This window comes from Pseudomonas sp. PD9R (assembly GCF_019200975.1).
GTDB lineage: Bacteria > Pseudomonadota > Gammaproteobacteria > Pseudomonadales > Pseudomonadaceae > Aquipseudomonas.
Genome location: NZ_JAHTMR010000004.1, coordinates 357,301 through 380,006, shown reverse-complemented (window position 1 = coordinate 380,006; position 22,706 = coordinate 357,301). Strand labels below are relative to the sequence as shown.

21 protein-coding genes are annotated in these 22,706 nt (G+C 53.0%); 13 read left to right on the top strand and 8 right to left on the bottom strand.

Going from position 1 to position 22,706, the window contains the following annotated elements; all coding sequences use genetic code 11:
• Positions 1–22 precede the first annotated feature (22 nt).
• Positions 23–640: a LysE family translocator gene (locus tag KUF73_RS11780; RefSeq protein ID WP_218438206.1), complete on the bottom strand. Its 618-nt coding sequence runs from the start codon at positions 638–640 to the stop codon at positions 23–25.
• 147 nt (positions 641–787) lie between these two features.
• On the opposite strand from KUF73_RS11780, the gene KUF73_RS11775 reads away from it, so the two are divergent.
• Entirely contained in the window at positions 788–1,240 is a 453-nt protein-coding gene (locus KUF73_RS11775) for an Lrp/AsnC family transcriptional regulator (RefSeq protein WP_008004522.1), read from the top strand.
• A 63-nt stretch (positions 1,241–1,303) separates the two neighbouring features.
• On the opposite strand, the gene KUF73_RS11770 is transcribed toward KUF73_RS11775, so the two are convergent.
• The 4 genes from KUF73_RS11770 to KUF73_RS11755 all read right to left on the bottom strand — a co-directional run bounded on the left by KUF73_RS11770 (position 1,304) and on the right by KUF73_RS11755 (position 4,282).
• The gene (locus KUF73_RS11770) at positions 1,304–1,858 is read right to left on the bottom strand and encodes an NADPH-dependent FMN reductase (protein WP_218438205.1); all 555 of its coding nucleotides are present in this window, start codon (positions 1,856–1,858) and stop codon (positions 1,304–1,306) included.
• A 45-nt stretch (positions 1,859–1,903) separates the two neighbouring features.
• Positions 1,904–2,446, bottom strand: coding sequence for a cupin domain-containing protein (locus tag KUF73_RS11765; RefSeq protein WP_218438204.1), 543 nt, complete (start codon positions 2,444–2,446; stop codon positions 1,904–1,906).
• Between the two features lie 70 nt (positions 2,447–2,516).
• Positions 2,517–3,632, bottom strand: coding sequence for an alcohol dehydrogenase catalytic domain-containing protein (locus KUF73_RS11760; protein ID WP_218438203.1), 1,116 nt, complete (start codon positions 3,630–3,632; stop codon positions 2,517–2,519).
• A 68-nt stretch (positions 3,633–3,700) separates the two neighbouring features.
• Positions 3,701–4,282 carry an amino acid synthesis family protein gene (locus KUF73_RS11755; RefSeq protein WP_218438202.1) on the bottom strand — a complete coding sequence of 194 codons (582 nt, stop codon included), beginning with the start codon at positions 4,280–4,282 and terminating at the stop codon, positions 3,701–3,703.
• 124 nt (positions 4,283–4,406) lie between these two features.
• Between KUF73_RS11755 and KUF73_RS11750 the strand changes: the two genes are divergently transcribed.
• The 3 genes from KUF73_RS11750 (at position 4,407) to KUF73_RS11740 (ending at position 7,621) form a co-directional block, all read left to right on the top strand.
• Entirely contained in the window at positions 4,407–5,258 is an 852-nt protein-coding gene (locus KUF73_RS11750) for a fumarylacetoacetate hydrolase family protein (protein ID WP_218438201.1), read from the top strand.
• Between the two features lie 40 nt (positions 5,259–5,298).
• Positions 5,299–5,859: a VOC family protein gene (locus KUF73_RS11745; RefSeq protein ID WP_218438200.1), complete on the top strand. Its 561-nt coding sequence runs from the start codon at positions 5,299–5,301 to the stop codon at positions 5,857–5,859.
• A 124-nt stretch (positions 5,860–5,983) separates the two neighbouring features.
• Positions 5,984–7,621 carry a bifunctional 3-(3-hydroxy-phenyl)propionate/3-hydroxycinnamic acid hydroxylase gene (locus tag KUF73_RS11740; protein WP_218438199.1) on the top strand — a complete coding sequence of 546 codons (1,638 nt, stop codon included), beginning with the start codon at positions 5,984–5,986 and terminating at the stop codon, positions 7,619–7,621.
• A 140-nt stretch (positions 7,622–7,761) separates the two neighbouring features.
• On the opposite strand, the gene KUF73_RS11735 is transcribed toward KUF73_RS11740, so the two are convergent.
• Positions 7,762–8,448, bottom strand: coding sequence for a GntR family transcriptional regulator (locus KUF73_RS11735; protein ID WP_116264904.1), 687 nt, complete (start codon positions 8,446–8,448; stop codon positions 7,762–7,764).
• Positions 8,449–8,868: 420 nt separating this feature from the next.
• Between KUF73_RS11735 and KUF73_RS11730 the strand changes: the two genes are divergently transcribed.
• The 8 genes from KUF73_RS11730 to KUF73_RS11695 all read left to right on the top strand — a co-directional run bounded on the left by KUF73_RS11730 (position 8,869) and on the right by KUF73_RS11695 (position 20,578).
• Positions 8,869–9,285, top strand: coding sequence for a heme-binding protein (locus KUF73_RS11730; RefSeq protein WP_218438198.1), 417 nt, complete (start codon positions 8,869–8,871; stop codon positions 9,283–9,285).
• 102 nt (positions 9,286–9,387) lie between these two features.
• Complete coding sequence (locus KUF73_RS11725) at positions 9,388–11,040, top strand: DUF1302 domain-containing protein (protein ID WP_218438197.1); 1,653 nt, start codon at positions 9,388–9,390, stop codon at positions 11,038–11,040.
• Between the two features lie 24 nt (positions 11,041–11,064).
• Positions 11,065–12,417: a DUF1329 domain-containing protein gene (locus KUF73_RS11720; protein ID WP_218438196.1), complete on the top strand. Its 1,353-nt coding sequence runs from the start codon at positions 11,065–11,067 to the stop codon at positions 12,415–12,417.
• An 88-nt stretch (positions 12,418–12,505) separates the two neighbouring features.
• A complete protein-coding gene (locus KUF73_RS11715; RefSeq protein ID WP_218438195.1) occupies positions 12,506–13,630 on the top strand; it encodes a YCF48-related protein in 1,125 nt (374 codons plus the stop codon).
• Positions 13,627–16,029, top strand: a complete 2,403-nt coding sequence (locus KUF73_RS11710) for an RND family transporter (RefSeq protein ID WP_218438194.1) — start codon at positions 13,627–13,629, stop codon at positions 16,027–16,029. Before KUF73_RS11715 ends, KUF73_RS11710 begins: the two co-directional genes overlap by 4 nt.
• A gap of 80 nt (positions 16,030–16,109) precedes the next feature.
• On the top strand, positions 16,110–16,871 hold the full coding sequence (locus tag KUF73_RS11705) for a hydroxypyruvate isomerase family protein (protein ID WP_218438193.1): 762 nt from the start codon (positions 16,110–16,112) through the stop codon (positions 16,869–16,871).
• Between the two features lie 418 nt (positions 16,872–17,289).
• Positions 17,290–20,307, top strand: a complete 3,018-nt coding sequence (locus KUF73_RS11700; protein ID WP_218438192.1) for a RelA/SpoT domain-containing protein — start codon at positions 17,290–17,292, stop codon at positions 20,305–20,307.
• A gap of 73 nt (positions 20,308–20,380) precedes the next feature.
• A complete protein-coding gene (locus tag KUF73_RS11695; protein WP_218438191.1) occupies positions 20,381–20,578 on the top strand; it encodes a hypothetical protein in 198 nt (65 codons plus the stop codon).
• 132 nt (positions 20,579–20,710) lie between these two features.
• Here the strand turns inward: KUF73_RS11695 and KUF73_RS11690 are convergent, their stop codons facing one another.
• Positions 20,711–21,028, bottom strand: a complete 318-nt coding sequence (locus KUF73_RS11690) for a hypothetical protein (protein WP_371135451.1) — start codon at positions 21,026–21,028, stop codon at positions 20,711–20,713.
• 99 nt (positions 21,029–21,127) lie between these two features.
• The gene (locus KUF73_RS11685) at positions 21,128–21,745 is read right to left on the bottom strand and encodes a 3'-5' exonuclease (RefSeq protein ID WP_218438189.1); all 618 of its coding nucleotides are present in this window, start codon (positions 21,743–21,745) and stop codon (positions 21,128–21,130) included.
• Positions 21,746–22,084: 339 nt separating this feature from the next.
• On the opposite strand from KUF73_RS11685, the gene KUF73_RS11680 reads away from it, so the two are divergent.
• Complete coding sequence (locus KUF73_RS11680) at positions 22,085–22,693, top strand: hypothetical protein (protein ID WP_218438188.1); 609 nt, start codon at positions 22,085–22,087, stop codon at positions 22,691–22,693.
• The last annotated feature ends 13 nt before the right edge of the window (positions 22,694–22,706 follow it).

Sequence of the window (22,706 nt, the reverse complement as noted above, 5' to 3'; positions counted from 1 at the left end):
TGTTCTCACACTGAAAATTGGATCATCCCAGCGCCTGTTGGCTGAGTAGAATGACGGCGATGATGATCATGGCCGTTCCGGAGAAGCGACTGACAACTCGAGCGGCGGCGGGGCGGGCATGTAGAACGACCTGTGAGCCAAACCCGACCAGCAAATAAATCACACCACAACTGACCGTGTGGATCAGCCCCAGCGCAATCATCTGGATCGGCACCGGCCAGGCAGCGGTGGCGTCGGTGAATTGAGGCAAAAGCGCCAGGAACAGCAGGAACACTTTCGGATTCAGTCCGCTCACGCAAAGCCCCTTGATGGCCCAGTGCTTCCAGGAAGCCGACACTTGAATGCCATCAACATGCGGCGTAGCGGGGTGGGCAAGCATATTTAGACCTAACCAAAGCAGGTAACACGCCCCGGCAACGGTCAGTACGATCAAGGCAGTGGGATGGTTGGCAACCAGCGTGCCGACACCACCGGCAACGATCATGGTTGCGATCAAATGGCCGGACAAGAGCCCGCCCACGGCGGGTATGACGACTCGGCCCTTCAGGCCCGCCGAAATCGCATAGGCCCAATCTGCGCCCGGAGTGATGACGAATAGAATCGACACTGCCCAAAATGCAGCGAAAACGCTCAAGGTCATGGCGCTACCCACCGCTGCTGCTGACACACCGCCACCTGCATCGTCCTTCTCCTCTAATTATTGACACGAGGAAGAATAATGAATTCTTGTTAGAATTTAATTCCAAAGTTGCTCATCAGATTGCTGCTGATTAGGAGATTCTTCTAGATGGATAGGATTGATCGAAAGATTCTTTCTGAGCTGCAAAAGGATGGGCGCCTTTCTGTCACCGAACTCGCCGAGCGTGTAGGGCTGAGCCTTTCCCCTTGTCATCGACGGGTACGAGCACTGGAAGAGTCAGGTGTGTTGCTCGGATATCGAGCACAACTAGATCCAGGCGCGTTGGGCCTCAACTTTTCTGCGATGGTATTTGCCACTTTGCGTGAAGGTGATAGGCAGGCAGTTGAAGCCTTCGAAAGGGCACTTGTTGATATCCCGCAAGTCGTCGATGCTCAACGATTGTTTGGCGAGCCCGACTACCTGTTGCACGTCATTACTCAGGATTTGCCTGCGTTTCAACGGCTCTACGATGAGAGCCTTTCGACGCTGCCCAACGTGCAACGTCTGACCTCAACGCTTGTAATGAAACGAGTCGTCCAGGATAGGCCCCTTCCTTTGTGATCGGGGCCAGGGAATCAGGAGTGGCTGACCGACTTAACGATAGGCTGATTGTCACGTAGCCTTCTACGAGGCTGCTTTGATTTCACGAATCAAGTCATCAACAGCGGCAAGCATGAAATCAATCGTTTTTTCATCAGTGAAGCTTCCGTCCTGGATCTTTTCATTGACACTTGGAATGACTATCTGAGGGCCGCGAATGACTCTGGAAAGGGTCGCTGATAGCGTCTCCCTCAGTTGTGCCTGGGCGCGCACCCCGCCGAGCACGCCTGGTGACGACGTCATGATGAGCACGGGTTTATTTTTTAACGTTGAGTTGAATCCTGGGCGGGATGCCCAATCCAGCGCATTTTTCAGTACGCCGGAAGTGCCGTAGTTATATTCAGGCGAGCAGATGATCAAGCCATCGGCTTGTGCGATAGCATTTTTCAGCGCCGCCACCGATGCAGGCATCTGCGCTTCAAGATCTGCGTTATAAAGGGGTATCTCATTCAGTGCGAAGAGACTCATTTCTGCCTGATTGCTCAATCGATCAGAGAGGGTCTTGAGTACCGCTGTATTAGATGATTGTGAACGTAGGCTGCCTGAAATACCGAGTAGACGATGAGGGACAGTGGCCATAAAAATCCTTACCAGAGAGTTGGATAAATCAAAAAACTACACGGCCTATTTCTCTCGATTTGACACACCGATCATCACAAACAGTGCCCGGGCAATCCGCTCACTTTTATTGCGCCACGCATGCCGTGTGCCATTTTGAATCACAATGTCGCCGGCTTTGACGAGACGGCTCTGACCGTTATCCAACTCCAGCCACATCTCACCCTCCAGAATGATTCCGTAATCGATGGTGGTGGTGGTGTGCATGCCCGGATTTTCCGGTTCAAAGCTTTCGATCAAGCCAGGCAACGCCGCCCCCAACTCCTCGTAAGCCAGGACACCATCGACAGGGTTCTGCATGACCAAGTCAGGTGGAAAGTCGAACATGGCAATGCTGGTGCCGCCCTGAGGAGGAATCAGCGAAGAGTAATCAAGCGTAGGATCACGTTCTTGTTCGAGGCTTACTGGATTTGCTGGGGTCGCCCACAACTGCGCCATGGCATGCCCCGGGATTGAGGTAAAAGATTGAGCTCTCGGGGCGTAGTCATCTGAGGCGAACACAGAGTTTCCATGTTCGTCATGACCGGTCACGATTCTTCTTATTTTCATGTGGATTACTCAACGAGCAGTCAAAGAGGGCTGCGAGGGGAGGGCGAACCGCTCCGCTCGCTGCGTTGCATCAAGGACAGATGACGTAGTTGCTGAAGCCACCGTGGCGGTTTTCGATACCGGTAATTGCGTTGTTGACGTCCTCAAGGTTGAAGGCCGTGTTTTCAAAAAATGAGAGATCCAGCACTCCTGATTCAACCATGTCCGCCATGGCTTGGCCTTGTCCTGTGGTGAACCAGGCTGACCCGCTGATCTGGATGTCGTTGTCCATGATCCAATGCAGGTCGATGGGGACTTCGCCGGCGATGGCGCCGACGTTGACTAGGTGCCCACCGCGATGGAGAGATTTAAGGGCTTGGGTCAGGCTTTCGTGGGGGGCCCCTGGGCCCAAGGCATCAATGACCACATCGACGCCTTCGCCATGGGTGACTTCGAAGACCCATTCATTAGTGGGAATCGTACCAAGGGTATGAATTTCAATCCGACCTGGGGCAGCTAGGTCTTTCACTTTTTGGAACAGTTCCTGGTTTCTCGCAGTGCCGAGGATTTTACGCACACCCATTGCCAGCGCCAGGGCGACCGCACCTAAGCCAAGTGTGCCGCTGATCCCGTTAATTAGCACCGTGCTGCCGGGGCCCGCGTTGGCCTTGATCAAAGCCTTGTAGGCGGTGCCCAGATAGCCTAAGCGCGCGGCAGTTTCGAAACTGATGTTGTTCGGCAGTTTGACCAGACTGTATTGCGGGGCCGGGATGTACTCGCAAAGGCCGCCGTAGGGGTAGTCTTCAAACATGCGCGGGCTTTTCGGTGTGAAGCCAAAATAGCCGTTGAAGGTATAGGCGGTGCAGGCAATTGTGTTACCCGCACGGCAAGCCCTGCAGGAGCCGCAGTGTCGGCCCGGATTGACATACACCCGGTCGCCGACCTTGAAGTCGTAGACTTGAGCACCTACCGCTTCGACGACACCCGACGGATCGAGTCCGAAAATGGCAGGAAGTTTCGGTAGCGGATTTTGAGGGAACCACTTAACCCAATTGGTGAGAATGTTGTGCAGATTTGGGACGATCCCACATGCTTTAACCTTGACCAGCACCTCGGTAGGGCGAATTTCGGGTACTGAAACTTGCTCGATGACCATGGGTTTACCGCCTTCGTACAGGCGTGCAGCGCGCATTGTTTTTGCAGTCATGATGTTCTCCAACACATATTGTTTTTGTAGTGATACGTAACCTTGGAGCAAGCTTTAAAGCTTCGACACTAGCGCAGTCCGTCTTCGCCCTTCACATCGGAGGCCGCTAGACCGCCCAATCGTGCATGTATCCGGCCGCCTGTAGCCATAGCTAAACCAAAGGCGATTTCGCCACGGCGAGGGCCGTCCCATACGGTCATTTCAGCCACACCGAAGTGGCTACGAACATAAGCAGCCTGTGTATGGCCCAGAGGGATCATCACCCGGCAACCTGGGCCACCGATGGTCTTCGCCGCCGGCACGATCGCCTTCGGGTTACCGAGGGCTTCGCGCATTGCCCAGCCACCGGCTTCATGCCAGACAGCTCCGTGTTCCAACTCGCCGTCTTCGCCGACGATTGCACCCTTGCCATAGGCTTGTACCTGCTTTGCACCACCAAGCGCATGGATCAGTTGCTCGGACAGCTCTGCTCCTAAAGCTCGCAATTCCTGCATAAACGGCAACAGGTCTTCGACATATCGGCCTGCGTAAGGATTGGTAACCACGGCAGTGGCCACAGCAATCCTGAGCGGAACGGACGAGCGGGGCCCGCCTTCGTGGAATACTTCTTCGACGTCCAGTTTGACCTTACGAACCATCACAAGCGGCATACCTAACCTCCAGAACCGAGAGCCTCAAGTGGCTCGCTATTTTTTAAACCGGCCTTTTGCATTATGCATTTAATGATGTATGGTGCAAGAAGTTAGTTTTTGTGCATAAAAATAGGAGAAGAACATGAAGCTGATTTCGTACCGCAAAGAGGGAAAGGCCCATTTCGGCGCCGTGTCCGGCGATGGGGTGGTCGAGCTGACTCGTCGTTTTGTACAGGTTCCGGATCTCGCCTCTTTTCTGGCGGAGCCGACGATGATGCAGGAGGCTCGGCAGATGGTAGAAGCAGCGCAGCCCGATTACCCCTTTTCAAGTGTCGAGCTGGAAGCCGTCATACCGAATCCCGGTAAGGTCATTTGCGTCGGCATTAACTATGTCGCTCACGCGGAAGAGGCCGGCAGAAAGGTTGGAGAGTTTCCGGTGATTTTTCAGCGTTTTGCCGAAACCTTGCTTCCCCATGGAGAGCCACTGGTAAGACCTCAGGTTTCAGAGCAATTTGATTTCGAAGCAGAGTTGGCCGTTGTGATCGGAAAAGGCGGCGCGCACATCGATCCGAAAGATGCGATGGATCACGTTGCCGGTTACACCTGCTTCAACGACGCCAGCGTTCGCGACTGGCAGTTCCATACGCACCAGTACGGTATGGGCAAGACCTTCAGGAAAACCGGTGCGCTAGGCCCATGGCTGATTCCGGCTTCAGAAATTCCCGATTACCGTAAGCTGGTAGTGCGCGGAGTACTCAATGGCGAGCAGTTGCAGGAAGGCAGTCTTTCGGAGTTGGCTTTTGACATTCCCCATTTGATTTCTTATGTATCGAAGGCACTTCCCTGGAACCCGGGAGACATTTTGGCAACCGGAACGCCAAGCGGGATTGGCTTCAAGAGGAAGCCTCCAATCTTCCTGAAACCCGGTGATGTTTTTGAAGTGATCATCACGGAGATCGGAACGCTATCGAACGGCGTTATTGACGAAGCCTAAGCGTTGTCCTCTACACAATCATAAAAACTGGAGGTTCCATATGCCCGCACTGCCCACTATCAATTTCACCCACACCGGCGTGTTTTGCGCAGACCTTGATCTTATGGTCGATTTTTACTGCCGTACCCTGGGCTTCATCGTCAGTGACAAAGGTGTCGCTTCTACGGGGCATCGGCTGTTTTTTATGACTCAGAACCCCGAATTGCATCACCAGGTGGTGCTCTTTGACGGCAAACCTGTCGACCTACCATTCAATCCGATCAACCAGCTTTCGTTTCTGCTGAACTCTCTGGATGACCTGAAGGCCTACTATCAATTTGCTAAAAAGAGCGGCATTGAAGGGATTGCTCAGGTGGATCACGGCAATGCATGGTCTATGTACTTCAAAGACCCTGAAGGCAACCCCATCGAAATGTATGTCGATGCGCCGTTTTACACCGCTCAACCTTGCAAAGAGCCCCTTGATCTTGAGTTGCCGACTGAGGTCATCCTGGCCCAGACCGAAGCCATGTGTAAGCGACGCCCCGGCTTCCAGACGCGAGAGCAATGGATGGATTCCATTCGGGCGAAGATCGAAGAGCAACGGATTCGAATCGGTTAGTCGTGTAGGGAAGGGCCATTAGGCTGTTCTGATTGTTGGATGCCGAGGTCTGGTGGGTGAGCGTGTGAAAGTCAGTTCATCGGCCAGACGTTGCGATAGATAAAAACAAAAAGCGGAGTAGACGATGGACTACGATGTCATCATTGTTGGAATGGGGCCGGTCGGTGCTCTGTGCGCGAATCTCGCCGGCATGTGGGGGCTGAATGCTCTCGTAGTGGACAAGTCCGAAACGGTGTACACCAATCCAAGGGCTATGGGTTTTGACCACGAGGTGATGCGTGTCTTCGGCAACATTGGCTTGGCCGATGACATTGCCGAACATGTCATGCCTTATCGTCCCTCGGAGTACCGCACTACCGGTTCTCAGCTGATCAAACGCATTGATGCCGCCAAACCTCCATTTCCGTTGGGTTGGGCACCAAACTACGTATTCTCGCAGCCACCTGTAGAGCGTGCGCTGCGCCATAAAATTTCGGACTTCGAGTCTGTAACGGTAGAGCTCGGTTCGGAGGTTTTATCGGTTAATTCCACAGGCGTACAAGCTGATGTTCGCATCCAAGCCAAGGATGGAGCCGAGCGCACTGTGACTGCGGAATATGTCTTGGCATGTGATGGGGGCACCAGCCCGATCCGAACCCGTCTAGGTTTGAAAATGGAGGATCTCGCCTTCGATGAGCCGTGGCTCGTCGTCGACGTGATCCTGAATGAAGGTGCAGGTGAACATCTACCAAAGACGAATGTGCAGTTTTGCGAGCTGGCCAGACCTTGCACCTTTGTCGTCGGGCCGGGCCAACATCGGCGTTGGGAGTTCATGATCAATCCTGATGAACAACCGACGGAAATTTCCCAGCCAGAGGCGATCAAGAAACTGATCTCCCGTTGGTTGCCTGAGGGCGACTATCAGCTTTGGCGAGCTTCTGCTTACCGATTCCATGCACTGATTTTGGAACAGTGGAAGTCCGATCGAGTGTTTTTTCTAGGGGATGCCGCACACATGACGCCGCCCTTCCTGGCTCAAGGCATGTGTCAGGGAATCCGCGATGCGCTGAACCTGGTCTGGAAGCTAGCGCTGGTAAAAGGAGGTCTGGCAGCACCGGCCTTCCTGAATACCTACCAAACCGAACGGATTCCACATGTCCGCCAAACCACCATGGCAGCCAAAGAGTTTGGTGGTGTGATCTGTGAGCGTGATAATGAGAGAGCAGCGATCCGGGATGCGCGATTGATCCAGCAGATGACGGAAAATCCGGGAGGCACCATCAGGCAATCGCTGATTCCTGGGCTGTCGCAAGGCTTTGTCGCGCAAGTCGCTCCTGCCGGTGAGCTGTTTCCTCAGCCAATGGTCATCAACCATACGGGTAAAAAAGCTCTGCTGGATGAATTTACCGGGCAATCCTTCCGAGTGGTGGTTGCGCCTGGATTCGACGCTAGCGCGTTACTGAGGTGTCTGCGCAGCAGCCAATCCCTTAAAGGTCTGCCCATCCAGGTCGTACGATTGGTCACCCCTCAGCAGACTGGAGCTCGCACTGTTGATGATTATGAAGAGGTCGACGGCGTACTGACACAATGGCTTGAGTGCCGAGGCTGCAATGTGGTCATCGTGCGGCCGGATCACTACGTGTACGGCGGGGCGGTCACTGTCGCCTGGGCGATGGAGCTGCTAGAGGGAATGGAGCTTGCCTTGTGGTGCAAGGAGCCTGAACAGGCTAGGCAAAGTAATGGTGGAGCTTGCGACACGACAATCAGGTTTGCGCAGGCGTAAACCTGCAAGGGGCTGTAGACCCTTCGCATTGCACTGTCCATGAAAGCAGTTGCGATGCGAAGGGCTTTTTGGAGCTTGAATTCGACGCGGAGAGCATTGAGTGTCGCCCCGAATGGGAGGTCGACAGGTTATCGATTCAGCTATTGGAGCGTGGCTTGTTGGCGTTCGATAGCTTCGACAGTTCGGCCCAAAGTGCCTTGGATGTGATTGCGCAAGAGCGTCACCGCTTTGTCTGAATCACGTGCAAGCGCAGCATCCATTAGCTCTTGATGCTCATTTCCCTTGTGTCTTGGAGTCTGCCGCTGCTTGGCTGAGAAGCGTCTGTAGCGTTCTGCTCTGTCGAACAGGGAGTCAACCATCTTCAACATCAACGGTGATGGGCAGGCCGCGAACAGCGCAAAGTGGAAAGCCTTATGCCGGATAGACCACTCATCATCGAGTACGAGCACACCGCTTCCGAGTTTTTTCTCAATCAGATTCAGGCGGTGAAATGCACCCAGTACATCGGCTTCCCAAGCATCGTCGCCATACTGGATGGCATCGCTTAGCGCTTCGCACTCGAGCAGGCAGCGCAATCGAGTAATGTCGCGAAAGTCTGTCGTGGAAATCGGAGCGACCCTGAATCCCTTGTTATCGCTGGCCTCGACGACACCGTCCTGAGTCAGGCGATTAAGGGCTTCACGAATAGGGGAGCTACTGAGCCCATACGTTTTAGACAGTTCGGCCACTTTGAGTTTTTCGCCCGGGGCCAGCTCGCAACAAACAATCGCTTTTTTCATCTTCGTCAACGCGACATCGATCAGCGGACTGCCGGGTGAGGTGATCATGGTCGGAGTCATCCTGAAATTTGCACTAAATCAATTTTATGCGCAAAACCTTATTTAGTGCAAAGGATGAATTTCAGAATTGCTCATAATTTTCAGCGAGCGGCAAGCAGAAAATCTGCTGACCATTGTTTCAACCACATTGACTCGCTGTGTGCCCTATAGCTGCTAGCTGTCCCCCTTTCAAATTCCCCTCTCCCATTGCTTTACGCGCTCTACGCCCTTTGAGCCCCCTTACCAGCCCTATTTGCGTGCATCCGTATCGATGCGTGGAAATGCTTGCGCTCGAGAATCTCCTTGACTTTGAATTTGCCCAGGATTACTTTTTGTGCACAAAGTGATTTGTAATGCAGTAAATATATTTTTACGCACGATTGTTCCACGCATAGGCTGACCACAAACCATAGGCTCAAGAGGTGCGTCATGAAAACGAAGCGGGTACTCGAGTTGGACGACGCTGAATTGATGCTTGTGGCCTCCTTGGAAAAAGCCACCCGGGAAAGCTGGAAGGTTTCCATGGCCGTGGTTGATGAGGCGGGCTGCCTCATGACGTTCAGAAAGCTTGATGGCGCATCCGTCTCGTCTGTCCAAACGGCCATTGAAAAAGCCCGCAGCGCAGCTGTCACACGCCGACCAACGAAGTTTTTTGAGGACATGGTCACAGAAGGAAGATCTGGCGCTTCGATGATCCACGGGGTCTTTCCCATCGAAGGCGGGCTTCCGATCGTTGTCGATGGGGAGGTCGTAGGAGGGTTTGCTGTGAGCGGGTTGATGTCTCAGCTGGACATCGTCCTTGTGGAGGTCGGCTTGCAAGCGCTGGCTGCTCATCAGGAGCGGTAGGTAAGGAAGAAGCCGAGAGCGTCATGCAGTACGCAGAAGTATTCGCAGCTGAGGCTGCGAGTTGATGACCTTTTACAAAAACAAAAAAACAGGAACATCTTCATGAAAATAGCCAACCAACGGCTCTGCCCGTTGCCGGTTTCCAGCATTGCTTGCGCGGTCAGCGCAACGGTATTGCTGAGCCTCTCAACGTCATCGCAAGCCTTTCAGATCGACACAGGTAACCCCGATCTTTCGGCGACTTGGGACAACACGATCAAGTACAGCAACGCCTGGCGTGTAAACAAACTTGATCACAAGGTCGCGGTTGGCCCAGGCACTTCCAACAGTAATCCCAACCTGGACGACGGCGACCGAAATTTTGATCGCGGGCTCATCTCCAATCGCCTGGATGTCTTGTCCGAATTTGACATCAAGTACAAGGACGTCGGCGCGCGTCTCAGTGCTGCTTCTTGGTACGACACTGTTTACAGCCACGACAATGATAACGACTCCCCTAGTACCGCCAACTCCGTGAGCGTCGATCACGATGAGTTCACCAGCGACACCCGCCGCATCCATGAACAGAATACCGAAATCCTCGATGCGTTTGTCTACGGCTCTAAGGAGATCGGCAGCACTTCGTTGTCTGGGCGGCTGGGGCAGTTCACGCAAATCTATGGCGAAAGTCTATTTTTCGGGGCCAACGGTATCGCTAACGCGCAGTCCACTGTCGATCTGGTGAAGCTTCAGTCCGTCCCCGGTTCCCAGTTCAAGGAGATCCTGATGCCCACCAAACAGGTGTCAGGTAACTGGCAGCTGAACGATACAGTCAGTGTCGGCGCTTACTACCAATTTGAGTGGAACAAAACTCGTCTTCCTGCGGCGGGCAGCTACTTCAGCGGCGCGGATTTTGTCGGCGAAGGAGGCGAGCGTGTATTTTTCCCCACGGGTGCGCTACTTCACGGCAAGGACATTGAAGCCAAGGATTCAGGCCAGTTTGGCGCTCAACTGAAATTTGCTATCGAAGACTGGGAGTTTGGTCTCTACGCGGCTAAGTACCACGAAAAAACTCCGGTGTTTTACTTCCGACCAGCAGCTTTGGTGCCCGGAGCAGATGACACTTTCGTCAACGTTTATCCCGAGGATATTAAGGTATTTGGCGCAAGTTTCAGTACCTTGGTCGGTGAAGCGAACATTGCGGGTGAGACGTCAATCCGGGTCGATACACCGCTGGCAGGTGTTGGTGGAACGATTATTACCGGCTTGGAATCTGACAACGATTCCAACCCGGCTTACCCCATTGGTCGCTCGTGGCATGCCCAAGTGTCGATGGTCAATGTGTATGGCGGATCGGCACTTTGGGATGGTGCCTCATTCATCGGCGAGCTTGCATTCAACCGTCGGTTGAGTGTGACAAAGAATGCCGATCAGCTGGATCCCAACACAACGCGTGATGCCTTCGCACTGCGGTTCACCTTTGAGCCTCAGTACTTCCAGGTCTTTCCTGGGATCGACGTTCAAGCCCCAATCACCATTGGCTACAACCCGTCCGGGCGCTCTTCAGTCACACCTCAAGCATTTGGCCCTGAGCATGGTGGGGATCTGACGCTAGGTCTCAAGGCTGATTACAAGAAGCAATGGTATGCGTCCCTGAGCTACACCAATTTCTTTGGCGAAGCGGGGCCTGTCATCAACTCCTCCAACTCATTCACCTACCAGCAAAACATGAAAGACAGAGACTTCGTGGCGTTCTCGATCCAGCGAACCTTTTAAGCAAAGTAAAGGCGGGCCCTGATAATGACAAAAATTAAATTGCTGCTGCTTTCCACCCTGTCTATCTCAATGTGTGCCAGCACCGCATTCGCGGCAGTGAGCCCTGAAGAGGCGGCGAAGCTCAAGACCACATTGACCCCCATGGGCGCCGAAAAAGCAGGAAATGCTGACGGCTCCATCCCCGCCTGGACAGGCGGGTTGACCAAGGAAGTGGCAGGGGCAAAGTTGGGCGATATGCCGGCGGATCCGTTCCCAGGCGAGAAGCCGGTGCTGCAGATAACTGCCAAAAACGCTGGGCAATACGCGGACAAGTTGAGCGAAGGCACGAAAGCCTTACTGGCCAAATATCCCGATACTTTCCATTTGGATGTATACCCGACCCACCGTACTGCCGCAGCACCTGATAGCGTTTATCAGAACACGTTCGCCAACGCGACTCGTTGCAAAACGACCAGCAACGGTTTGTCAGTAGAGGGCTGTTACGGCGGAATTCCGTTTCCTATTCCGAAAACAGGTAATGAGGTCATCTGGAATTTTCTGCTGCGCGTAGAGGCAGAATCCATTCAGATGGGGTATGCCAACGTCATTGGTAATGCTGACGGAACCCGTACGCTCGCAAGCCGTGGCGTCGAAAATTGGCAATATCCGTATTACTACAAAGACGGCAGTGCAGATAAATGGTCGGGACAATATGCGCTGTTGCGCTTTTTGACCAACGAGCCACCCTTTAAGGCTGGTGAGTCGCTGGTGACTCACGACAGTATCAATGTGCAAGAACCACGTGAGGCCTGGCAGTATTTGGTAGGCCAGCGCCGAGTGCGCCGTGCTCCCACTGTCGGCTATGACACACCCGATTTTGTAGCGTCGGGAGCTAACTACTTTGATGAAGTGCATGGCTTCATCGGCCATCCGGATCGCTATGACTGGAAGCTCGTTGGCAAAAAAGAAATGTACATCCCGTACAACGACAACAAGTTCAATGCCGAAAAACGTGACGACGCTTTCGTGGCTAACCACCTCAATCCAGACAAGGTGCGCTGGGAACTCCATCGTGTTTGGGAGCTTGAGGCCACTGTTGCACCAGGCAAGCGCCATGCAGTACCTAAACGCAAATTCTTCATCGATGAAGATAGTTGGACGGTCTCTCTGGCGGATGGCTACGACGCCGAGGGCAAACTGTGGCGCGTCTCCCAAGTGCTTCCCTTTGTTGTCCCTTCGATCCCAGCAGTAGTAGTAAAACCGGTGGTGATCTACAACCTGCAAGCCAAGACGTACAGCGTCGTGCAAAGCCTCAACGGCGAAACCTATAGCGTAATTCCGCGCAAGCCCGAGAACTTCTTTACCGGTAACTCGGTAGCGTCAGGGTCAGTGCGCTGAGCCTCGAAACAGCTAATTCACACATGGGTTACTTGGACGCTGGGTCACTGACGCGGTGTCCAAGGAAACGCATCATCGAGGCTCACAAATGAGTAATCAAACACTAAGGTTAAACTCAGGTCTTCCGCTCAAGGCACTGTTGTTGGGCGCGTCGGTCGTGGCGGCGTTCCTGAGCACTTCAGCATCCGCACAAACCGATGGCTTGCCAATGCAGCCATCGATAATCAGTTCAATGGCGGCTCAATCGGTCATGCTCAGCGTTGCGCGGGCTGGGCATCGCTTGGTAGCTGTGGGCGAGCGCGGGTTCATCATTGTTTCCGATGACAATGGCGTTAGCTGGTCACAAGTTGGTTCCCCTGTCAGCGTGACGCTGGTCAAGGTTCGGTTCATCGACGATGTCGAAGGATGGGCCGTCGGGCATGCTGGCGTCGTTCTACACACTCGCGATGGCGGACTGAGCTGGAACAAGCAACTGGATGGCGTCCAAGCGGCCGAAATCGAACTCCAGGAAGCCAAGCAGGCAACTGAAGGTTCCGACGACGCTGAAAAGATGCAAGAGCGTTTAGCTCAAGCACAGCAACTCGTGGACGATGGCCCCGACAAACCGCTGCTCGATACGCTCTTTCTGGACGCCAAAAACGGACTGGTGGTGGGCGCTTACGGTCTGGCGTTTGTCACCCATGATGGCGGGCTCAGCTGGCAGTCGATCCGTTCTCGTATCGATAACCCAAACGGATTGCATCTCTACAGCATCGAACGGGTGGGAGGGGATCTCTTCATTGCCGGCGAACAGGGCACTCTGTTGCGGTCAAGTGACGAGGGAAAAACCTTCGAGCCGCTGACATCACCTTACGAGGGAACGACCTTCGGGCTCCAAGCGACAAACAGCAATTCCATTGTGGCATTTGGGCTTCGCGGCAAAGCATTTGAGTCTAAGAATCGCGGCGATACTTGGCAGCCCCTCGACACCTTACAGCCCGTCACTTTGACCAGTGGGTTGCGTCTTGCCGATGGATCGGTGCTGCTCACCGATGAGTCGGGAAGAGTGTTGCGATTCGCAGATGGCAATGCCAAAGCAGCTGTCCTCCAAATTGCTCAACCCAGTTATTTCACAGGCATGGCACAAGCCGCGAACGGCAACCTGATCATCAGTAGTGCGCGCGGCATGCTTTCGTCCGCAGTTGCAGTGGACTTGCCGGAGCACGATCAATGAATAGCTATACACGTTCTGCGGAGCATCACACCATCCCTCAGCCAGATGCTTTCGATCCTTCGTCTGGCACCTTGGTTGAAAGGCTTCTATTCAATCATCGCAGCATCATTTTGGGCATTTGCGTGTTGCTCAGTTTGATACTGGGTTATCAGGCATTGAGCCTGAAGCTTAATGCCGCCTTCGAAAAAATGATCCCGACAGATCACCCATATGTGCAGAACTACCTGAAAAACCGGGGGCAGTTGGGGGAGGGTGGCAACACTTTGAGGATTGCGGTTGAGGCCAAACAAGGCAGTATTTTTGATGCTGCCTACCTCGAGACGGTCAAAAAAATCAACGATGAGGTGTTTCTACTCCCCGGCGTCGACCGCTCATACATGAAGTCTTTGTGGACTCCGGCAACTCGTTGGATCGGCGTGACTGAAGAGGGTTTCGATGGCGGGCCAGTCATACCTGACGATTACGATGGCTCTGCCAAGAGTCTTGATCAGGTTCGGCAAAACGTTGATCGGTCGGGCGAAGTAGGTCGGCTTGTAGCCTCCAATTTCAAATCCAGCATCGTACTGTTACCTCTTCAGGACATTACGTCGGACGACGGCAAACCTCTGGACTACAACGCTCTTTCCGGCCAGCTCGAACAGATCCGAGCCAAGTACGAAACCGATAACATCAAAATACACATCACTGGCTTTGCCAAAGTGGTGGGCGATCTGATTGACGGCATGCGGCAGATGCAGCTGTTCTTCGCCGCGACATTGATAATTTGCGGCATCGTGCTGTTCTGGTACACCCGTTGCGTACGCAGCACATTGTTGGTGTTGCTGTGCTCGATTATCGCGGTTGTTTGGTTGCTGGGATTACTGCCCACCTTGGGGTTTGATCTCGATCCATACTCGATCCTCGTCCCGTTCCTGGTGTTTGCGATCGGATTGAGTCATGGCGCCCAGAAAATGAACGGTATCATGCAGGACATTGGGCGCGGAGCCGACAAGCTTGTGGCCGCACGTTTCACCTTTCGCCGGCTGTTTTTGACTGGGCTGATGGCACTGGTGGCGGACGCCGTAGGTTTTGCCGTGTTGATGATCATCAAAATTCCAGTCATTCAGGATCTAGCTGTTGCCGCGACGATTGGTGTTCTGACGCTGATCTTCACAAACTTGATTCTGCTACCGATTCTGTTGTCATACACTGGTGTCAGCAAAGCCGCTGCACAGCGTGAAGCGGCGAACGACGAGTTCTCGCAGCTAGATACTCATCACACCCGCCATCCATTTTGGGCTTTTCTGGATCGATTCACCGAACGTAAATGGGCCAGCGGAGCAATCATTGTCGCCGTGATTCTAGGAGTGGCAGGTTTTGCGGTGAGCCTTCATGTGAAGATTGGCGATCTGAATCCTGGGGCACCGGAACTGCGTCCTGAATCGCGTTACAACAGCGATAACCGCTTCATGGTTAGTAACTTTTCCGCCAGCAGTGACAAGTATGTAGTAATGGTGAAAACGCCCCAGTACTACTGCGCCAATTACCAAACCTTGGTGTCAGTCGATGCGCTGGAAGCGCAGCTTCAGCAGTTGCCGGGTGTGGTATCCACGACGTCTTTAGCGGCGCTGAGTAAGCAGGCAGCTGCCGGCATGAATGAAGGCAGCATGACCTGGTACGAGATACCCCGTAACCAGGGATTGTTGAATGCAATCATCACCCGAGCGCCGCGAGAGCTATTCAACCAGAATTGCGATCTGCTGACGGTGTATGTCTATCTGAAGGATCACAAGGCAGACACGCTCACCAGCGTGGTTCAGACCGTCGAGCAGTTCGCGGCGACCCATAACTCGGATCAGATCCAGTTCCTCAATGCGGCAGGCAATGCCGGCATCGAAGCGGCTACCAATATCGTGGTGAAGCGTTCGAACGTGCAGATGCTGTTCATGGTGTACGCGGCCGTCATCGCGCTGTGCTTCATTACGTTCAGATCCTGGCGTGCGGTCGTGTGCACGGTACTGCCGCTGATGCTGACTTCCATTCTGTGTGAAGCCTTGATGGTGGGACTGCACATCGGCGTGAAGGTCGCGACGTTGCCCGTGATCGCGTTGGGGGTGGGTATTGGTGTGGACTACGCGTTGTACATCCTCAGCGTAACACTCACCAATCTGCGAAATGGCTCAAGCCTGTCGGATGCTTACTACCTGGCCCTGCTTTCCACGGGGAAAGTGGTGGTGATGACCGGGATCACGCTGGGCATTGCCGTCCTCACCTGGGTGCTGTCACCTATCAAGTTCCAAGCTGATATGGGCATCTTGCTCGGGTTCATGTTCATCTGGAACATGGTGGGCGCGCTGGTACTGGTTCCGGCACTGGCGCACTTTTTGCTCAAGCCAAAATCTTTTCCTGCAACAGCGTAATTTCCAAATACGAGTGCGGATTCAGCAGCGCTGAATCCGCACTCGTTGTGCATCTAAAACACGATGGCTTGATTAACTCAATGATCAAATATGCAGCGAACCTAACCTTGCTCTTTACCGAATGGTCTTTCCAGGATCGATTTAGCGCCGCACGGGACGCTGGCTTTGAGGCTGTTGAGTTCAGTTTTCCTCGCGACATGGCGGCAGCAAAAATAGCTGGAACTTTACGTCGCACAGGCCTTCAACAAGTATTGGCAACAGTTCCTCTACGACCTGGTAGTAAAGGGCTAGCTGCTCAGTCCGGAATGGCAAGGGACTTTCGTGAGGATTTTAACCTGGGACTTGAGTATGCCGTCGAAGGACGAAGTCCACTGCTTCACGTGCTATCTGGAGTGGTTGAGCAGAAAAATTACGCTGTATCGGGGGGGCAGTTTGACGACAACATGCGCTGGGCCATCGAGGAGGCTGGCCGTCATGGCGTAAAGGTGGTGATTGAAGCCATCAATCAAAATTCAGTGCCAGGCTATTTCATTCGGACACTGGCGGGAGCCGTCAGTTGGACGCAGAGACTTGAAGGACTAGGCCTGATCTTGGATCTTTATCATGCAGCGATGGAACGGTTGGATCCTCTTGCTTGCCTCGATCTCCTTCTTCCTCAATCCGACCATTTACAGATTGCCGGATACCCAGGACGGCATGAGCCAAATATCGGTAATTTGAACCTAGCTAGAGTTCTTGATTTGGTAAATTCACATTCTTATACAGGGTGGGTTGGGTGTGAGTATCAACCTGCTATCGGCACACTCGAAGGTATAAGCTGGCGTGATCGTGTCGTCGTTTGATAATGAGACCCGGCCTTGGTTTCGCAAGGCCGGGTACTGATGGGCGTGCCCATAGCTAAGCTGCGGTATGAAGTGGCGTCAACGGGGAGGTCGATCCTTCGGGCCAATGGGCCCGGCTCATCAATTAGCTAAGTATTTCCTTCACAATGGAGGCCACATTTCTAGCATCGTCGATCCCTCGGTGATAAGTACCCAGCCAAACCAGGCCCAACGACTCTACCGTTTGCTTAAGTGATTTCGTTCGATCGTCATATAGGCCGGCATGCCATTTCCTGGCATTGAAATGTGGCAAGCCTTCGAGCAGGGAATGCGGAATGTATGATCTGGTGCTTCATATAATGGGATTTACAGACTAACGGTGCCGATTGCGGATGTGAGCGATATTTCTGCTAGCCCGCATTGCAAAGGAATGGATTGGATGAATTTCGACGACTATGAGCGTGACGGTAGGGCGGCCTATGCTGCTTTGGCGACGACAATTGCCACGATCCTAACGGCGGCAATTGAGGCGGAGGAGGGGTATCGCCTTCAGCAGGTGAAAGATCGTGCCAAGCAACCTGGCTCTCTCCGTAAGAAGCTTGAGCAGCGTGGCATTGCAGCGACTACAACGCTTGAAGATGATATTAAGGATCTAGCAGGCTGTCGTACGGTTTTCTATACAAACAGCGATGTCACGCGATTCATCAGTTCCGGCATCATCCACCAGAATTTCGAAGTATTAGAAACGAAGCTCCATCACCCCCAGCGAGAGGTAGAAGACGCAGCTGAGTTGTACATCTCCAATCATTATCTTGTTAGCCTTAAGCAGGAGCGGATCAACCTGCCTGAGTATTCCCGCTTTGCTGGGATGCGATGTGAAATCCAGATCCAGACGATTCTCAATCATGCTTGGGCAGAGATGGCGCATGACACGATCTATAAGGCCCCGACACTCAACAATTTTGGAGGAAAAGAGTTCGAGGGCATCAAGAGCCGGATGCAAAAAGTCGCTCGTAAATACCTAGTGCCAGCGGGCTACGAGTTCCAAAAGATCGCGAGTGATTTCCAGCGCTTGATCGACGGAAAAGCTCTATTTGATGGTGATGCCTTAGAGTCCATCGTACAAGCTGCGGATAACAACATTCGGGCTGAGGCCCTTGAGACGTTTGCTGAAAATGTCCTTCCATTCTACGACGATGTACTAGAAGTCTATCCTGACATTGTTTCGCAGTTACTCCTCGCTGCGGAGCGTTCTAAGGCTACCCAGCCGCTCACCATCGAGACACCCTACGGCGCACTACCAGCGAAGACCCATAGGGACATTCTTGAAGCTATCGCACACATCCTCACACGCTATCGATATCTGAATATTCAGTTGACGTTTGATGGGCTGTGTAGGCTCTATTCAACAGCAGAGACTGATGAAGAACGAAAGCCGCTACTGAAGCTAGGTGAGGAGCTTTCTAAGCATCAGATGGAGGTATGGAAGCGCTATGGCCCAGCTGCACAGCTTGTATTGATCGATCGCATAGAGAGTCTCGGAAAAGACTCGCAGGAGGCACTGAAGCCTTTACTCATCGAGATGCTCGATCAGATCTTGGGGGTAGAGATAAGCGGTACCACGAGCAATTTCGAGGGATTGATTTTGCATCGGGGAATCGTCATTGCTTCCGTTGAGCTCTGTGCAATACGGACAAAAGCAATCGAATTACTGAAAAGTTTTTTCGCGTTGGCCGGCAGTGAAGTTGAACGTCGTACTGTGTTGTTGGCTCTGCAGACCGCGACTCACGGCCCGCTTGGCTCAGGGTATACCAAGGAGCTTGCAGAGATTTTGCTGGAAAACACGAAGACCATCCTCGAGTTCCAGGCCGCGATTGCCACCACGCTAAACTATCAGCTGTTACAGGCGACAGAGGAAAGGGTTCACCGCTGCTTTTGGATGCACGGAGAACTGCCCGCCTATATGGCTAATGACGTAGATCTGGAAGCCGCGCGTGCACGGGTGCAAACCGCCGCTCTTTCATTTCGGGATGTGGCGAACGCCAATCCGGATTTTGTGATTTACAAGACGTTGGTGGGATTCAATTCGGTGTTTCCTCCCGCCTGGAATAACAAAGACTTCCACTATGAAGAAGCAGAGGCCTATAGGGCCGAGCAGGTGGATAAACTTCTTCAGTCGGTCGAGGAGGGTAGTGCAGATGTCTGGTTCGACAGGGTCTGCCGCTATTCGCAGACAGAGTCCAATGACGCCGCTACCTTCCCTGTCTTCGGCAAATTCCTTGAGCGAATGGCTGAGTCGCAACCATCGATTGTCCTCAAGTTTATTGATCACCTCGAGGGAACGCTTCAAAACTTCCTGCCAGGGATGCTTTCGGGGCTCATGCGTAGCACTGAACGTACGGCTGCATTATCCCGTATCAATATATGGTTGGCGGAGGGCAAGTATGTTGGTGATATCGCTTGGTATCTGAGGTTTACGGATCAGTTTGACGAAGTCCTTCTACGTTGCACTCTCGACAGTGCGATTGCCCATAGTGACCTACACGCGTTGCGGAATGTCTTGGTGGCGGCGGTTACTCAGTTCCCCGCAAATCCCGGGAAATTGATTGAAGACGTATTCCTGCCGGCGCTCTCCGTTCTTGTTGTGGAGGGAGACTTCAGTTGGGTTCGGATGCCATGGTTTTCCTGGCTTGGAAACCCATTGATTCAGGCGCTTGACGAGGAACAGGCCCGCGTCGTACTCAAGGGCTTAGTCAGTTATCCAGAACTCGGATATGGCGCCGAATATATTGCAGCCTCCATTGCAAAGCGTTGGCCCGCAAACGTTGCCGCCTTCATTGGGGAGCGACAAGTTTTCGCACAAACCGACGAAGCGCCACCTCGGTACGATGCCGTTCCATTTTCAGTTTATGAGCTACGGGTACCGCTCGCAGCTGCCCCTGAGATCATGTTGGAAGCTGCGCAGACCTGGTTTAATCGATCTCCTAAACATTTCCCTTACGACGGTGGAAAGCTTCTCGCCTCAGTGTTTCCAGACCTTTCGGACGGGTTTGAGGAGAGACTGAAAGCGTTAGTCACGGGTGGTAATGAGCACGATATGGCGTTTGTTCTGGGAGTGCTCTCTGCTTATGAGGGGCGGCCCTGCGTGTACGAACTGGTGCGAGCGGTAATCGCATCCTTGGCACCAGGGAGCGTTTTGTTGCGAGAAGCTAGAGCTGTGCTCCAGGAGTCGGGGGTGGTGTCAGGTGAGTTCGGCTTTGCTGAGCTCCACGAACAGCGTAAGGCATTGCTAGGTAGTTGGATGGATGACCCCAGCGAGTTAGTGCGAAGTTTTGCCGCCGAACAGATCCGCATTCATGATCAGCGGATTGCGGCAGAGAACCGTTCAGCAGAAGCATCAATAGCTCTTCGCAAACTTGAGTGGGGCGAGGAACTTGACGGCGACAATGTTGGTTGAAATAGCTCATGGAAATGTCTTCCCTAACGACGCCTATACTCCGCTGGCAAAGTAATCGAAAGCGGTGGATTTGATGAACAAGAATAGAAATATCAGGGAAGACCAGAGCCTAGGCGACAAGATGAAGGCGGGCGAGCCGTTGATGGAACGCGCGGTGCAGGCGTCACGCCGCTACCACGAAGTGCAAGAGACGAAGCCTGCGGAGAAAGTGGAGAAGCTGCGCCTTGAGGCAGAAGCACTGTTCGCTGCTATTCACGAGTATCAGCGCTAAGCCCTTGGCGGGCCTTCATCTTGGTTGCATTGAGCGAAACCTAAGATAGCGAATCTCGTCTCAAGCCGAACAGTGTGAGGGCGGTTTACTACGAAGGATGCATAAAACATGCGCTAGCGCGCCGATGATGAGTCAGAGCGCATTGAGCAGGCGCTCAAGCCGTTCACGTTCCCAGCCACTTAATAGGTCGACAGGATCAGTGCCATAACGCTGCCAGGTTTCAAGATACCCGACACGGCCGTCAGGCAACCAGCACTCCTCACAGTATTCCAGGCTGTCGCAATCATTGAAAAGCGTGAGCCGCGAGCCATCGATCTCAACAGGCATGTGTCCGTTATAGATTTCGTTCCAAGACTGGATGGAACTTCGCATCATGATGCGTTTGCCGAGCGCGACGTCCTTCAGCACCTGGCAGACTTCGCAGGCGGTAAGAGGGAAGGTTGTGTTCAAGTCATTCCGCGTTCGAGGCATCACATGCTCAAAGCTAAGTTTTGATGTGACGTAAATGGAGGGATCGCTCCTTCGGGCCAATGGGCCCGGCTCACCTAATCAGCAGAGCATTTCTATAACGATGGACGCAACATTCCTGGCGTCGTCGATTCCTCGGTGATAGATACCCTGCCATTCCAGACCTAACGACTCTACTGTTTGCTTAAGTGATGTAGGTCGATCGTCATATAAGCTGGCATGCCATTTTCTGGCATTGAAGTGTGGCAAGTCTTCGAGCAGGGAAGGGCACCCAGCTAAGCCAGCATCGCGCTCAAGCTGTCTTGCATCATAGTCACCCCATGACGCCCAGGCCGCGTTTGAATATCGCACTGTAAACATTCGTAGCTCGTCGCCAACCTCTTGATAGGTTCGGGCACCGTCCACGTTTGCTTGTTGAATGGTCGTAAGCTTTCTGCAGAAATCGGTGAGGGTAGGATTGATCAGAGGCCGGACGAAACGCTGGAATTCGTCGACGATCTCAAGCGACTCCAAATCGATTACCACCAGGCCAATCTCGATCGTTTCCATTTGATCGGGGACGACTGTAAGCGGCCTAGGTGATTCCGATTTTTCAACCTCGTCACAGGTTGCCTCAAGGTCTACGCAATAGAGGTAGCGGTATGGCGCGAGGAGGCTTTGGATGGCTTGGAGATGAAGGAGCTCTGCTTCAATGCTCATAGTATGGGAGACCTTACTTGGCGTTTGGTCAGGTTACACCGAGCCATTGATCCTATGCAGCATTGGGGGGGAAGGAGCAAAAATTACAGAGCAATGAGCAAACCGTTGGCCTAGATGCATCTATAGCGCTCATCTTGCATTTCCATTACTCGAAATCCGTCTTCGCTCGATAGTCCCTGCCTGAGATAAAGGTCTTAGTTTATGGGCTTTCGGGCGCGACCACGCTGCCACGAGAGCAGTTTTATGTGGCAATCGCGGAGGTTTATTTCTCTTCAGCGTTAAAGATTGACCCAAAACCATCCGATTTGATTTTAAGAATCATAATTTGTGGCGGTGTTTATGGGTAAAGATGAAAGCGAGTCTCGAATATTCCACGCGGCTCGCGATTTTACATGCTGGCGCGATCGTGAGTACAACGACCAATATCCATGTCAGGTTTTCAGGCAGGGCGAGAATACTGTAAATCTAAACTTAGATATTGTATCAATCGTGTTCGCCGGCGCCGTAGCTGAAGAGATCGCGCGATGTCTTTACGATGCTGTCCTCATCACAGTCGGAAACCTGGCAGGATTTGCGCCTACTCCGGCTGCGCGGAACAGCCTACTTAAGAGAAAATATCGAAAGGGGTTTTTTGGATGGACTTACAACGCCGACGGAGATTTCAACTGTCACGGTTCGGACAGTGACGTTTACTTTGTTGAACTCGTTACGGATGCGAATGATACAACTAAAAATGTTGGCGTCTACACAGTTGATGAAGGTGGAGTGGAGCTTGTATTCGAGTTTATGTGCTATTCGTTCAGCATGCTTGACGCGGTTTGGCTAGCTAACAGTCTGATGGAAGCCATTGGAGGTGAGCCACTGGATGTACTGGAAACTACTAGCGAGAGCTACGTGAGTCAAGTGCCGCTGGCGGTACTAAGACACATGGGCTTGTCTGAAATCTAAGAACCTCGGCAGC

Excerpts from the sequence above, each read along its gene's own strand:
- KUF73_RS11780 (WP_218438206.1), bottom strand. The coding sequence starts at position 640 with ATGACCTTGAGCGTTTTCGCTGCATTTTGGGCAGTGTCGATTCTATTC.
- KUF73_RS11775 (WP_008004522.1), top strand. The coding sequence starts at position 788 with ATGGATAGGATTGATCGAAAGATTCTTTCTGAGCTGCAAAAGGATGGG.
- KUF73_RS11770 (WP_218438205.1), bottom strand. The coding sequence starts at position 1,858 with ATGGCCACTGTCCCTCATCGTCTACTCGGTATTTCAGGCAGCCTACGT.
- KUF73_RS11765 (WP_218438204.1), bottom strand. The coding sequence starts at position 2,446 with ATGAAAATAAGAAGAATCGTGACCGGTCATGACGAACATGGAAACTCT.
- KUF73_RS11760 (WP_218438203.1), bottom strand. The coding sequence starts at position 3,632 with ATGACTGCAAAAACAATGCGCGCTGCACGCCTGTACGAAGGCGGTAAA.
- KUF73_RS11755 (WP_218438202.1), bottom strand. The coding sequence starts at position 4,282 with ATGCCGCTTGTGATGGTTCGTAAGGTCAAACTGGACGTCGAAGAAGTA.
- KUF73_RS11750 (WP_218438201.1), top strand. The coding sequence starts at position 4,407 with ATGAAGCTGATTTCGTACCGCAAAGAGGGAAAGGCCCATTTCGGCGCC.
- KUF73_RS11745 (WP_218438200.1), top strand. The coding sequence starts at position 5,299 with ATGCCCGCACTGCCCACTATCAATTTCACCCACACCGGCGTGTTTTGC.
- KUF73_RS11740 (WP_218438199.1), top strand. The coding sequence starts at position 5,984 with ATGGACTACGATGTCATCATTGTTGGAATGGGGCCGGTCGGTGCTCTG.
- KUF73_RS11735 (WP_116264904.1), bottom strand. The coding sequence starts at position 8,448 with ATGATCACCTCACCCGGCAGTCCGCTGATCGATGTCGCGTTGACGAAG.
- KUF73_RS11730 (WP_218438198.1), top strand. The coding sequence starts at position 8,869 with ATGAAAACGAAGCGGGTACTCGAGTTGGACGACGCTGAATTGATGCTT.
- KUF73_RS11725 (WP_218438197.1), top strand. The coding sequence starts at position 9,388 with ATGAAAATAGCCAACCAACGGCTCTGCCCGTTGCCGGTTTCCAGCATT.
- KUF73_RS11720 (WP_218438196.1), top strand. The coding sequence starts at position 11,065 with ATGACAAAAATTAAATTGCTGCTGCTTTCCACCCTGTCTATCTCAATG.
- KUF73_RS11715 (WP_218438195.1), top strand. The coding sequence starts at position 12,506 with ATGAGTAATCAAACACTAAGGTTAAACTCAGGTCTTCCGCTCAAGGCA.
- KUF73_RS11710 (WP_218438194.1), top strand. The coding sequence starts at position 13,627 with ATGAATAGCTATACACGTTCTGCGGAGCATCACACCATCCCTCAGCCA.
- KUF73_RS11705 (WP_218438193.1), top strand. The coding sequence starts at position 16,110 with ATGATCAAATATGCAGCGAACCTAACCTTGCTCTTTACCGAATGGTCT.
- KUF73_RS11700 (WP_218438192.1), top strand. The coding sequence starts at position 17,290 with ATGAATTTCGACGACTATGAGCGTGACGGTAGGGCGGCCTATGCTGCT.
- KUF73_RS11695 (WP_218438191.1), top strand. The coding sequence starts at position 20,381 with ATGAACAAGAATAGAAATATCAGGGAAGACCAGAGCCTAGGCGACAAG.
- KUF73_RS11685 (WP_218438189.1), bottom strand. The coding sequence starts at position 21,745 with ATGAGCATTGAAGCAGAGCTCCTTCATCTCCAAGCCATCCAAAGCCTC.
- KUF73_RS11680 (WP_218438188.1), top strand. The coding sequence starts at position 22,085 with ATGGGTAAAGATGAAAGCGAGTCTCGAATATTCCACGCGGCTCGCGAT.